This window comes from Kribbella kalugense (genome assembly GCF_004365875.1).
GTDB lineage: Bacteria > Actinomycetota > Actinomycetes > Propionibacteriales > Kribbellaceae > Kribbella > Kribbella kalugense.
In genome coordinates, this window is the sequence record NZ_SODF01000001.1 from 2,410,855 (window position 1) to 2,423,751 (window position 12,897).

At 68.3% G+C, this 12,897-nt stretch carries 10 protein-coding genes; 6 read left to right on the forward strand and 4 right to left on the reverse strand.

Going from position 1 to position 12,897, the window contains the following annotated elements:
* Nucleotides 1-17 precede the first annotated feature (17 nt).
* From EV650_RS11360 to EV650_RS11370, 3 genes are all read left to right on the forward strand, one after another.
* A complete protein-coding gene (locus EV650_RS11360; RefSeq protein WP_202874462.1) occupies nt 18-1,307 on the forward strand; it encodes a M20 family metallopeptidase in 1,290 nt (429 codons plus the stop codon).
* Nucleotides 1,308-1,700: 393 nt separating this feature from the next.
* The gene (locus EV650_RS11365) at nt 1,701-3,101 is read left to right on the forward strand and encodes an amidase family protein (RefSeq protein WP_134118045.1); all 1,401 of its coding nucleotides are present in this window, start codon (nt 1,701-1,703) and stop codon (nt 3,099-3,101) included.
* Nucleotides 3,102-3,109: 8 nt separating this feature from the next.
* On the forward strand, nt 3,110-3,922 hold the full coding sequence (locus tag EV650_RS11370) for a MerR family transcriptional regulator (protein ID WP_134118048.1): 813 nt from the start codon (nt 3,110-3,112) through the stop codon (nt 3,920-3,922).
* Here EV650_RS11370 and EV650_RS11375 read toward each other — a convergent pair.
* Genes EV650_RS11375 through EV650_RS11385 form a run of 3 tightly spaced genes read right to left on the reverse strand, consistent with a single transcriptional unit; the run spans nt 3,919 to nt 6,787 of the window.
* Nucleotides 3,919-4,416, reverse strand: a complete 498-nt coding sequence (locus EV650_RS11375) for a DUF3830 family protein (RefSeq protein WP_134118050.1) — start codon at nt 4,414-4,416, stop codon at nt 3,919-3,921. The genes EV650_RS11370 and EV650_RS11375 overlap by 4 nt on opposite strands.
* Entirely contained in the window at nt 4,413-5,798 is a 1,386-nt protein-coding gene (locus tag EV650_RS11380) for an amidase (RefSeq protein WP_134118052.1), read from the reverse strand. The genes EV650_RS11375 and EV650_RS11380 overlap by 4 nt, the downstream gene beginning before the upstream one ends.
* Complete coding sequence (locus EV650_RS11385) at nt 5,795-6,787, reverse strand: D-2-hydroxyacid dehydrogenase (RefSeq protein ID WP_238174149.1); 993 nt, start codon at nt 6,785-6,787, stop codon at nt 5,795-5,797. Before EV650_RS11385 ends, EV650_RS11380 begins: the two co-directional genes overlap by 4 nt.
* Before the next feature lie 137 nt (nt 6,788-6,924).
* Between EV650_RS11385 and EV650_RS11390 the strand changes: the two genes are divergently transcribed.
* From EV650_RS11390 to EV650_RS11400, 3 genes are read left to right on the forward strand one after another with little or no spacing between them, the layout of a single operon-like run.
* On the forward strand, nt 6,925-7,677 hold the full coding sequence (locus tag EV650_RS11390; protein ID WP_202874464.1) for a maleate cis-trans isomerase family protein: 753 nt from the start codon (nt 6,925-6,927) through the stop codon (nt 7,675-7,677).
* Nucleotides 7,677-8,840 carry a M24 family metallopeptidase gene (locus tag EV650_RS11395; RefSeq protein ID WP_134118054.1) on the forward strand — a complete coding sequence of 388 codons (1,164 nt, stop codon included), beginning with the start codon at nt 7,677-7,679 and terminating at the stop codon, nt 8,838-8,840. The genes EV650_RS11390 and EV650_RS11395 overlap by 1 nt, the downstream gene beginning before the upstream one ends.
* A gap of 4 nt (nt 8,841-8,844) precedes the next feature.
* On the forward strand, nt 8,845-10,032 hold the full coding sequence (locus EV650_RS11400; protein ID WP_134118056.1) for an aminotransferase-like domain-containing protein: 1,188 nt from the start codon (nt 8,845-8,847) through the stop codon (nt 10,030-10,032).
* Here the strand turns inward: EV650_RS11400 and EV650_RS11405 are convergent.
* Nucleotides 10,021-12,873: an FAD-binding and (Fe-S)-binding domain-containing protein gene (locus EV650_RS11405; RefSeq protein WP_134118058.1), complete on the reverse strand. Its 2,853-nt coding sequence runs from the start codon at nt 12,871-12,873 to the stop codon at nt 10,021-10,023. The two genes, EV650_RS11400 and EV650_RS11405, sit on opposite strands and share 12 nt — an antisense overlap.
* Nucleotides 12,874-12,897 lie beyond the last annotated feature (24 nt).

Genomic DNA, 12,897 nt, shown 5'->3' on the forward strand with positions numbered 1-12,897 from the left:
CCCTAAGGTTGGTGGGCATGAGCCTGACACCCGCCGAACAGAAGGTGCTGGACCGGATCGACGAGGACCTGCTGGTCCGGGTCACCCAGGATCTGGTCCGCGCGCCCGGGCAGAACCCGCCCGGTGAGGAGGCCGCCACAGTGGCCGTCCTCACCGCGGCGGCTCGGGACCTTGGGCTCGACGTCGCGACGTCGTCCGTCGAACCGGGCCGGGACAACGTCTCCATCACGCTTGCCGGCGGCAACAATCCCGGCCTGCTGCTCCTCGGCCACACCGATGTCGTCCCTGTCGGCGAAGGTTGGACGGTCGACCCTCACGGCGGACTCCTCCGCGACGGCCGGGTCTACGGCCGCGGCGCCTCCGACATGAAAGGCGGCCTGGCCGCAGCCTTGATCGCCCTCGCCGCCCTCCGCGGCACCACGCTGTCCGGCCCCGTCGAACTCGCCGCCGTCGTCGACGAGGAGGAAACCGGCAAAGGCATCCGCGCGTACATCGCCTCGAACGGGTCGGCTGTGGATAACTCGGACTCGGATCGAGGCTTCGCCGATAGACTCGAAGCGGAAAGGACAGGGGCGAGGGGTGGCTCAGCCGCCGGCCCGTTGTCCAGCAGGCCGTCCCGTCAGTACGTCGGCTGCATCACCGCCGAGCCGACCGATCTGCAGACGATCATCGCGGCCCGTGGTGACTCCTACCTCCAGGTCGCCGTACACGGCCGCGCCTCGCACGCCGGCAACCCGGACGGCGGCGCCAACGCGATCTACGGCGCAGCTGCCGTCGTCGCGGAGATCGAACGCCTGCACGCGGAACTCGCGACCGCACCCCATCCCCTGCTCGGACCCGCGACCTGGAGCGTCGGCCAGATCAACGGTGGCACTGGCGGCTCGATCGTCCCCGCCGAGTGCGTGGTCGTCGCCGACCGCCGCCTCCTTCCCGGTGAGTCCCCCGCCGAGGTCCTCGCCGATCTCGGGCGTCGCGTGAACGCGCTCCGGCTCGAGGACCGCGGCCTCGCCGTTGAGCTCGCCATGCCGATGGAGATGCCTGCTTTCGAGACTCCCGCAGACGCTGAGCTGGTTCGTGTGACTGAGGCCGCGCGGCTGGACAGCGGCGGTCAGCAGATGCCACTGGCCGGGTGGACCGCGGCGTGCGACGGAGGGTACGTCGACCGGGATCTCGGCGTACCTGTTGTCGTTCTTGGGCCGGGCTCGGTTACTGGGCAGGCCCATCGCGCGGACGAGTCTGTGCCTGTCGCGGAGCTGCTCACGGCAGCCCGCACGTACACCCTCGCGGCACTCCGTCTCCTCACCTAGGGGCCGATTCAGCAGGAACCCGGACGCACCGGCCACAAGTTCCAGCGGAACCGTCGCTGAGTCGGCTCGCTGACCTGACTCGCCTCTGATGACCTGAGACAACTTGTGGGGACCGGAGACAGGATGCGGGGAGCTGAGACAGGAAGCCGTGGCGTGAGACCTGCTATTTCAGGTTTCACGCCGCCAGAAGGTGTCTCGGCCCACAACAACTGAGGGGTTCGATGCGGAGCCAGGGCCTGCGGGTCGGGGCCGGCGAGAACCGGCGCCTGGCCGCCGCCTACCCGTTCGCGCGCTCGGAGGGAATGTCCCTCGGTCGACGAGTGCGTGAGGCGGGTGATCCTCGGCGGGGCTGTGCCTTGACTCTGACACTGTGTTAGGTCGTAGACCAGCCGCATGATGATGACGACTGCAGAGGTTGCAGAGCGGATTCGCACGCGGCAGGTGACTTCGCGTGAGGTGGCCGAGCAGATGTTGGCCAGGATCGCCGCGGACACCGAGGTGAATGCGGTGGTGGAGGTCCGGCCGGAGTACGCGTTGGCAGCAGCGGACGAGGCCGACGCGGCGCTAGAGCGGGCTGACGCGGCGGTGGGTGCGGCGGTGGGCGCTTCGGTGGGCGCGGGTGTGGGTGGCAGGCGGGGGGTGGGGCCGTTGCATGGGGTGCCGGTGACGGTTAAGGACTGCTTCGATGTTGCGGGGATGCATACGACCTGGGGGAATCCGGCGTTTGCGGAGTACGTCGCCGAGCGGGACGCGGCTGTTGTGGAACGGCTGCAGCAGGCGGGGGCGATCGTGGTTGGCAAGAGCAACGTTCACGCGATGCTCGCGGACTTCGGGCAGACCGTGAACGAGGTCTACGGGCGGACGAACAACCCCGCGGACCTCGGCCGGACGCCGGGCGGTTCGAGCGGCGGTGCGGCGGCCGCGCTGGCCGCGGGGCTCACGTACCTGGAGTACGGCTCGGACCTGGTCGGCTCGATTCGGCTGCCGGCGGCGTACTGCGGGGTGTACGGACTCAAGCCCACGAACGGCCTCGTCCTACAACGCGGCTTCCAAGTCCCCGGTACGCCGTACCTGCCGAGCGAACTCCCCAATCTGTCAACAATCGGCCCCCTCGCCCGCTCCGCCAACGATCTACGAATCGCACTCCGAGCAACCGCCGGCCCCGACGCGCCGTACGCCGGGCAACTCCGGGCCGAAGCGCCGTACTCATGGGAGCTTGGTCCGCCTCGGCATCGAGAGCTCAAAGACTTCCGTGTTGGTGTAGTGACTGACCACCCGGCTGCGCCGGTCTCCAGCGAGGTTGGTGACGCGCTGTCTGGCGCGGTAGATCGGTTGGCGCGGAGTGGGGCGAAGGTTGTTGAGGGGTGGCCGGATGGGGTGGAGCCGGGTGAGCAGGCCGAGGAGTTTGGGCGGCAGGTTGGGGTGTTCTTCGCGTTGCACGGCGGTGAGCCAGGCTCGATGACTGTCGACGAACTGGTTGCGGCCGAGCGCGGACGGATGATCGCGCGCACCAAATGGCAGCGGTACTTCGAGGACGTCGACGTGTTCCTCTGCCCGACCAGCTTCACGGTCGCGTTCCCGCACGGCTCGACGACGATCGACGGGCAGCCGTACGACGCGCAGGTGTTCTGGATCGCCCACGCTTCGTTGACCGGTCATCCCGCGCTCAGCATGCCGATCGGACGTACGGCGGATGGGCTGCCAGTCGGAGGTCAGGTCATCGGGCCGTGGCATGAGGACGACACGGCGATCACGTTCGCCGAACTGCTGGCTGATCAACTGCGGGCTGGTTGACTGCAGCCATGTTCGCCATCGGTGAGTTCGCCCGGCACGGCCGGGTGTCGATTCGGATGCTGCGGCACTACGACGCGCTCGGTCTGCTGCGCCCGGCGTACGTCGACCCGGCGACCGGCTACCGCAGTTACACCGCCGGCCAGCTCGCCGATCTAAACCGGATCGTCGCGCTCAAAGATCTCGGCTTCTCCCTCGAACAGGTCGGCACGATGATCGCGGACAACCTCGGCCCGGCCGAGATGCGCGCATTGTTGACAATGCGACGCGCGGAATTGGAGACGACTGTGGCCGAGAGCTACGCGCGCCTCGCCCAGGTCGAGTCGCGGCTACGCGGTCTCGAGGGCGACGTCGCGGCGGCCGATGTCGTCGTGAAGGAGCTACCCGCCGTACGGCTCGTCGGTCTGACCGCGACGGCGGCGAGCTTCACGCCGGACGACATCACGCCAGTGGTGCACCCGCTCTGTGCGGAACTCGGTCGCCGACTGGCCAACGCCGACGTACGCCCGTCCGGCCGGTTGACCTGCCTGTACGAACGCAATCAGGAATCCGAGGACGAGGTCGTCGTCCGAGCGACAGTCCCGGCCGCAGTCGATGCCGGAGGCAACCTCAACGGACTCGAGGTGATCGACCAGCCCGCAGTACGGGCCGCGACCTTGGTGCACCGCGGACCGATCGACCAGGTCCTGCCGTCCTGGCAGGCACTGGCCCGCTGGTTCAACGACAATGGTCATCGGGCCGGCGAGCCCGCACGCGAGCTCTACCTCGACACCCCGGAAGACCCGGCCGACTGGGTCACCGAACTACAGGAGCCCTTTATCTAAAGCCGATTGAACGAGAGCGTCTCACCACGCGCGCCACCCATCCACAGATCCTGACAAGCCGCCGCGAACTCCTCGAGATTCTCGGTGATCGCCCCGAAAACGTTGCCCGGCACCCATCCCTGGTCGCCGTTGATCAGCAGATTGTTCCGCCCGTAGAAGACCGCAAGGTCGACAATCGCACCGGTCGTACCCGTACCGGTCGTGTTCTCGTACCCGTACGCCGGATTGCCGAGATCATCGGAGTCGAACGAGAACCAGCACAGGTCACCCGGGATCGGCGTGATCGTCGTGTTCTCCTTGCCCGGATCGGCCGGGGCGAACGCCGGAAGCAGAGCGTAGATCTCGTTCCGCGCGTACTTGCCGTGGAACACCGGCGCGGACAACGGCAGCGCGTCCCACACCGCCGTACAAGTGCGCGGCGCCACGTCGTCGAGCAGCTTCGCCACACAGCTCACGCCGCGCTTGTCCAGGCTGACGGTGATGTACTTGCTCACTGGGCCTCCAACATAGGTGTGCGCTGATGCCAATCGGTCGCGGCCTGGTACGCCTGCCCGACCCGCAACGTGAGTGCGTCGGCGTGCCGAGGCGCGACGACCTGCAGACCGACGGGCAGACCGGCCTTCGTGAATCCGCACGGGACGCTGAGCGCTGGCTGCTGGGTCAGGTTGAACGGATACGTGTACGGCGTCCAGTCCGTCCAGTCGGGCGACGTCGATCCGTCCGGCACGTCCTGCCCGAGCGGGAACGCAGTGATCGGCAGCGTCGGCGTGACGAGTACGTCGTACTGCTCGTGGAAGCGACCCATCAGAGTCCCGAGTTCCATCCGGACTGCGGTCGCGTCGAGGAAGTCGGAGGCCGTGTATGCCGCACCCAGCTCGGCGACCCGGCGCAGTCCAGGGTCAACCCGATTGTCAACAATGTACGCCGACAACACCTTGGCGGCACCGGACCACCAGAGCACGTTGAACGCGTCGATCGGATCGGCGAACCCGGGATCCACCTCGGTCACCTCGGCCCCGGCGTCGGCCAGCACTCCGACCGCAGCCCGGACCAGCGCCTCGACCTCAGGATCGTTGCGGACAAAGCCGAAATCGGCCGAGAACCCGACCCGCAGCCCGGCGACCCCGTCGTCGATCCCGGCCAGGAACGACGTCGCCGGCGTCGGCATCGCCGACCAATCCCGCGAGTCGAATCCGGTCACGATATCGAGCAGCGCCGCCGCGTCCCGCACCGTCCGCGTCATCGGCCCGGCGTGCGACAACGTCCCGAACGCACTCGGCGGGAACAGCGGGATCAGCCCGTACGTCGGCTTCAGCGCAACCGTGCCTGTGAATGCGGCCGGGATCCGAACGGACCCGCCGCCGTCGGTGCCGAGCGACCACACGCCCATGCCGAGCCCGACCGCGGTCGCCGAACCACCGCTCGAGCCGCCGGACGTCTTCGACGGATCCCACGGGTTGCCCGTCGCGCCGTACGTGAAGGAGTCGGTGACGCCCTTCCAGGAGTACTCAGGGGTGGTCGTTTTGCCGACAATCACCGCACCGGTCTCACGCAGCCGGGCGACCGACGGCGCGTCCTCGTCCCACGGACCCGCGGCGTCGATCATTGTGCTGCCGCGCATTGTCGGCCAGCCTTTTGTCCACAATGCGTCCTTGATCGACGTCGGCACCCCGTCGCCGGGGCCCAGTGGCTCCCCTGAATGCCACCGGGCCTCCGACGCTTTCGCAGCGGCCAGTGCACCCTCGGCATCCACCAGGACGAAGGCGTTCACCTGACCGTCGTACCGCTCGATCGCGTCCAGCGCGGCCTGCGTGGCCTCAACCGGCGAGATCTGCTTGCTCCGATAGCCTTCGACCAGTTCGGTTGCCTGCGTCATCGATCTCCTGTCGGGATGTAGCCGAGCTTCTTGTCCACTACGTTCAGCAGGGGTTCGCCGGCCAGCCAGCGGCGGACGTTGGCGGCGAACTGTGCCGCGAGGGTGTCGCGCCAGCCGATCGCGTCACCGGACATGTGGGCGGTGATCGTCACGTTCGGCGCATCCCAGAGCGGATGATCTGCAGGCAACGGCTCCTGGTCGAACACGTCGAGCGTCGCCGCGATCCGTCCGGTCCCGACGGCTGCTAGCAGGGCCGCATTGTCAACAATCGGACCACGAGCAATGTTGACAATGTGCGTGCCCGGTCGCATCGCGGCGAACACCCCGGCATCGATCAGACCGCGGGTCGCGTCCGTCAGCGGTGCGGCTATGACCACGTGATCGGCCCACCCGACCTCGGCGGCCAGGTTGCTGCTGGCAACCACCTCGCCGAAGTCCGGATCGTCCGACCTAGCCACCCGGCCGGCGCCGCGGACCTCGAGTCCGGCCGCACGGAGCAGCCGAGCCGTCGCGCGACCGATCGCGCCTGTCCCGACGATCAGCGCCTTCGCGCCGAGGATGCTGCGGGTCTCGCGGTGCTGCCATCGGTGGTCGCGCTGCAGGTCGAAGCTGCGGAGGCTGTCCTTGGCGTGCGCGATCACCGCGCCAAGTACGTACTCCGCGATCGGGCGGTCGAACACGCCGTGAGCGTTGGTGACGACGACCGGCGAGTCGCGCAGTTCGTCGAAGAGCAGGGTGTCGACTCCGGCCGCGGTGACGTGGATCCATTCCAGGTTGTCGGCGTACGGCCAGACGTCCCGGACCGCTGTCGAGAAGAAGTCCCAGAGCATCAGTGCCCGCGCTCCCCGGACGGCGTCCCGCAGACCGTCCGCGGCGCAGTACTGGAAGTCGACCGGCAGGTCGTCAATTCCGGGCGGCCGGTCGCTCGCGCGCTCGCAGAGCACGGCGATCACGGGCCGGTCCGCCAGCCGGTCCACGGGCCGGTCCACGGGCCGGTCCGCGGAGGGCGCCGCGGAGCGACCCGCGGAGGCTGTCGTGGGGTCTTGGGGGGAGGCGGGCACGCATTGAGGCTAGGAATCCGTCAGTAGGATTGTCAACAATCTTCCGGGGCCGCACACTAACTCGCATGAGTACGCGCCCCTCCACCCACCCGCTGCCGGCCCCGGTCCCTCCGCTGCTGCAGACCGGCATCGGCGTGGTCGCCCCCTACGACTTCGCGCTCGACCGTGAACTCTGGCGCTGGGTCCCCGACGACGTCACCCTGCACGTCACCCGGACGCCGTACGCACCGCTGGCGGCGACCCTCGAGATGGCCGTACACATCTCAGATCCGCAGATGATCGCCCGGTCGACAATGGACGTTCTCCCGGTCGGCCCGCTGGCGGTCGCGTACGCCTGTACGTTCGGCAGCTTCGTCTCCGGACTGACCGGCGAGGCTGCTCTGGTCCAGGCGATGGTCTCCGCAGGCGCCCCGGCCGCCGTGACCACCAGCGGCGCCCTGTTGCTCGCGCTCAACCGTCTCGGAATCAGCCGGATCGCCACGGTTACGCCGTACACAAACGACCTCACCGCCGGGCTGACCGTCTTCCTCGCCGAGGCCGGGATCGAGGTGGTCGGGACCGCCGGGCTCGGGCTGATCGGGCAGATCTGGTCCGTGCCGTACGAAACGACGGTTGAACTCGTCCGCAGCATCGACAGCGACGCCGCCGAAGCGGTCTTCATCAGCTGCACCAACCTCCCGACGTACGACGTGATCGCAGGACTGGAGGCCGCGCTCGGCAAACCGGTGCTGACCGCGAACCAGGTCACGATGTGGTCCGCTCTGGAGCTCGCCGGTCACCGCGGAGTCGGCGCCGGTCAGCGATTGATGGCCGCCTGATGGATGGCGCCACCGAGTACGCCGACCGGCTGGCCCGGGTCCGCGCCGTCCTGGCCGACCGCGGCCTGGGCGCGCTGATTGTCAGCGATCCGGCGAACCTCTTCTACCTGACCGGGTACGACGCCTGGTCGTTCTATACGCCACAGTGCCTGCTGGTGCCCGCGGACGGCGAGGTCCAGTTGTTCGCGCGGGCGATGGATGCAGCGGGTGCGTCGTACACATGCAACCTGCGCGCGGACCAGGTCCACGGCTACCCCGAGGACCTCGTCCATCGGCCCGATGTCCATCCCTATGACTGGATCGCCGGGCTCTGCCGGGATCTGGTCCCGGCCGGTTCGGATGTCGCGTTCGAGGGTGACGCGCACTACTTCACCGCCCGCGGTTACCTTGCCCTGAGCAACGGTCTGCCCGGACACCGGCTGGTCGACTCGGCCGAGCTGGTCAACTGGGTCCGACTGGTCAAGTCGCCGTACGAGCTGGGTCAACTGCGGATCGCCGGCACGATCGCGGAGCGCGCGATGCGGATCGCGCTCGACCAACTGAAGCCGGGTCTCCGGCAGTGCGACCTGGTCGCCGACATCCTTGCCGCGCAGACGATCGGCACCCCCGAGCACGGGGGCGACTATCCGGCGATCGTGCCGATGTTGCCGACCGGCGATGCCGCGGGTACTCCGCACCTGACCTGGACGGACCGCACGTTCAAGGCCGGCGAGGCGACCACGATCGAGCTGGCCGGCGTGTTCGGCCGGTACCACGCCCCGCTCGCGCGCACCGTGATGCTCGGCGACCCGCCGCGACGGCTGCGCGAGACCGCCAAGATCGTCGCTGATGGCATGCAGGCAACATTGTCAACAATCCGCGCGGGCGTCATGGGCAGCGTCGTGCACGCGGCCTTCAACGACGTGATCGCCGCGCAGGGTCTGATCAAAGACTCCCGGATCGGGTACTCGATCGGAATCGGGTACCCACCGGACTGGGGCGAACGCACCGTCAGCCTGCGCCCCGGCGAGACCACGGTGCTGGCCGAGGGGATGGCGTTCCACGTGATCCTCGGAATGTGGATGGACGGCTGGGGCTACGAGCTGTCCGAACCCGTGGTGGTCACCGCGGACGGCGTGGAACGGCTGACCGGTCTGTCCCACGAACTGACGATCAGGAGGTAACTCTGTGACAGCACTCCCGTACGCCGCACGTGCCGCCGGACTGGTGGGTTCGGTGATCGACTCGAGTACGTCGCTGCTGCACAAGCAGACCCACGACATCGTCCGGTTCGCGATGGGATCGCCGGCCGCCGAAGCCGTGCCGACAAAGATCTTGTCGACAATCGCCGCCGAACAGCTGAGTCGCCCAGACGCCTACGACTACGCGGCGACCGAGGGCGACCCGCCACTGCACGCGGCGTTGCTGGAGATGCTGCGCGGGACCAGCGACGAGACCACGGCCGACCGACTGACCATCACCGCCGGCGGCATGCAGGGCCTCGATCTGTTCTGCAAGATCTTCGTCGACCCCGGCGACCTGGTGGTTGTCGAGTCACCGACGTACACCAACGGCAGCGCGACCGCGCTCTCGTACGGCGCAGAGCTGCTCGAAGTACCCGTCGACGACAACGGCATGATTGTTGACAATCTGCCGCGCCTACTCGACGGACGAACACCGAAGGCGATCTACACGATCCCGACGTTCCAGAATCCGTCCGGCGCGACGCTCTCGCTCGAACGACGACACCAACTGCTCGACCTGGCCCGCGAGTGGGGATCGATGGTGATCGACGACGACCCGTACGGCCTGCTCCGGTTCGCCGGCGATCAGCTGCCGACGCTGCGTGAGCTCGGCGCCGGCGATCCGCTGGTGTTCGCCGTACGGACGTTCTCGAAGATCATCGCGCCCGGCCTCCGGGTCGGCTGGGTCGACGCCGACCCGGAGCTACAACCCCTGTTGATCAACGCGAAACAGGCAATGGACACCTGCACCAACCTCCCCGCGCAACGACTGCTCGCCGGCTTTCTAGAGGGCGGCCACCTCGAGGATCACCTGGTCACGCAGCGGGCGGAGTACAAGCGTCGTAAGGAGGCGATGCACGCCGCGTTGACGAAGTACTTCGGCGACATCGCGCGATGGACCGACCCCGAGGGCGGCTTCTTCCTCTGGGTCACGCTGGAGAACAGCGTCGACACCGCCGAACTGTTCGAGGTCGCGCTCGCCGAGGGCGTCGCGTTCATCCCCGGCCCGGCGTTCTCCCCCAGCGGCCGGTTCACCGACGCGTTCCGCCTGTGCTTCGCCTCGACCCCTCCGGACCGCATCCACGAAGGAGTCGCCCGCTTGCGTCGGGCGGCTGACAAGCTAATCGGGTAGAGCGGCGGCCAGCAGTTCGGCGAGGTGGCGGGCCCGGCGAGAGGTGCCGTGCGCGATCTGCGTGCGGCAGCTGAAACCATCCGCGAGTACGGCGGCTGCATCGGGCAACGACCGTACTGCGGGCAACAGCGCCCGTTCGCCGACGGCCTTCGACAGCTCGTAGTGATCACGCTCGAAACCGAAGTTGCCGGCCAGCCCGCAGCAACCCGAATCCGGCACCGTCGCCTCGATGCCGGCCGCAGCCATCAGCGTGCGGTCGGCGTCGAACCCGAGAACCGCATGCTGATGGCAATGCGTCTGCACGAGCGCCTCTCCCCCGACCTGCGGCGGCTTCCAGTCGGCCTCGACAAGTAGTTCGGAGAGCGTGCGCGTGCTCGCGGCAGCCGCAGCGGCAAGGGGATTGTCGGCAAGAAGATCAGGTGCGTCGTGGCGGAGAGCCGCAGTACAACTGGGCTCGAGGCCGACGATCGGCGTACCGGCCGTGAGATGAGGTGCCAGCGTGGCCAGGGATCGATCGAGGACTCGGCGCGCGGTCGTGAGCTGGCCGGTCGAGATCCAGGTGAGGCCGCAGCAGACCGGCTTCGCGGGCAGTACCACCTCGAAACCCGCGGCCTCCAACACAGCTACCGCGGCCCGGCCGATCTCCGGCGCCAGGTAGTTCGTGAACGTGTCCGGCCACAGAACAACCTTCTGCCCGCCCGTCGATCCACCGCGTCGCGCGAACCATTGCGTGAAACTCTCGCTCGCGAACGCCGGCACCTCCCGCTCGGCCGCGATCCCACCGAGCCGCTTGGTCAATTGCAGACCAGCAAATCGATTTGCGATCCCCGGCGCCCGCGACGCTAGCCGCGACCACAGCGGCAGCCAGCCCATCGACCAATGCGACATCGGCCGCTTCCACGGCCGCCGCGCGTAGTAGTGCTGGGTGAACTCGGCCTTGTACGTCGCCATGTCCACATTCACCGGGCAGTCCGACAGACATCCCTTGCAGGACAGGCAAAGGTCCAGCCCGTCACGTACTTCGGTCGACCGCCAACCGTCCTTGATCACATCGCCCTGCAACATCTCCCACAACAGATGCGCCCGCCCCCGCGTGGAATGCAGCTCCTCCCGAGTGACCTGATAACTCGGGCACATCACGCCGCCCGAACTCTGCCGGCACTTCCCGATCCCCACGCACCGCCGCTGCGCCTGGGCGAAATCGTGCCCGTCCTCCGGGTAGTCGAACAGCGTGGCCACATGCCGATCCTTGGCCGGACCGTCGTGCCGGATCGCCAGGTCGAGTGGCGGCGGCTCGACGATCATCCCCGGGTTCATCACCGCGCTCGGATCCCAGATCTGCTTCAGCTCCGCGAACAGCGCGACCCCGTCAGCGCCGTACATCCGGCTGAGCAGCTCACCGCGCGCCCGCCCGTCGCCGTGCTCGCCGGACACCGAGCCGCCGAGCTCGACGACCAGGTCGGCGGCCTGCTCGACGAATTCGCGGTACGTCGCAATTCCGCGCGTACTGAGTAGGTCGAAGTCGATCCGCATGTGCATGCAGCCCTCGCCGAAGTGCCCGTACGACGCACCCGACAGGCCGTGCCGTCCGAGCAGTTCGTCCAGCCCGCGGAGATAGGTACCCAACCGCTCCGGCGGTACGGCGGCGTCCTCCCAGCCGCCCCACGCCTCGGCGCCGTCCGCGCGACGGGTCGCCAGACCAGCAGCGTCCGTCCGGCAGCGCCACAGCACCGCCTGTGACTTCGGGTCGGTCACGAGGGACGCGGTCGCGGGCGATCCGGAGTCCCGCAACTCCTCCAGCATCACGCGTGCCGCATCGGCCGCGGCGGTCTCATCTTCGGCGCCGATCTCGACCAGCAGCCAAGCGTTGCCGGCCGGGAGTCCGGCTCGGATCGCTGCGTCGCGGACCTCGGTCGGGAGACGTTCGACCAGATCACTGTTGATGGACTCCATCGTGAGCGGCCCATGACGCAGTACGACGGGAACGCTGTCGGCCGACGTGATCGAGTCGGCGAAACCGAGCGCGCACAAAACCTTTGCCTTGGGCAACTCGGTCAGCTGAACGGTAGCGCGCAGCGTCGCGGCCAAACCGCCTTCACTGCCGGAGAGCAGGCCAGCGAGGTTGTAGCCGTACTCCGGGAGCAGTCGATGCAGCGCATATCCGGAAATCTGCCGCGTGAACTGCCCAAACCGCCGCCGGATCAGCAACTCATGCCGATCAGCAAACCCTTGAAGGGCGCGATGGAGCTCACCCTCACGACCGGGGCGGGCGGCGGCGATTGCGCGGTCTGCGGTGGAGTCGGCGGTAAGACGGGTGCCGTCGGCAAGGACCACCTCGAGCGAGCGCAGGTTGTCGGCCGTCGTACCCCAGGCGACCGAATGTGCTCCGCACGCATTGTTGGCAATCATGCCGCCGAGCGTCGCCCGGCTCGCGGAAGACGGGTCGGCGCCGAACGCGAGCCCATGCGGCTTCGCAGCGGCCAGCAGATCGGTCAGTACGACGCCGGGCTCGACGACCGCGGTCCGGGTCGTGGGATCGAGTTCGAGGATCCGATTCACGTGCCGGGACGCGTCGATCACGACGCCGCCGATCGCGTTGCCGGCCATCGACGTACCGCCGCCCCGGACGACGACCGGAGCTCCGGCCGCGGCGGTCCGTGCGACGGCCGACGCCAGCTCGTCGGCATCGGCGGGTACGACGACCAGGTCGGGCACGGCTCGGTAGTTCGAGCCGTCCGCCGCGTAGAGCGCCCGGGTCCGCCGATCGTCGGCGACCACCCCGCGGAGCTCGCGCCGCAACGCCCCGACCAACCGCTCGACGTCGTACTGAGGGTTTAGCATTGTCGACAATCTACCTATTTCGGT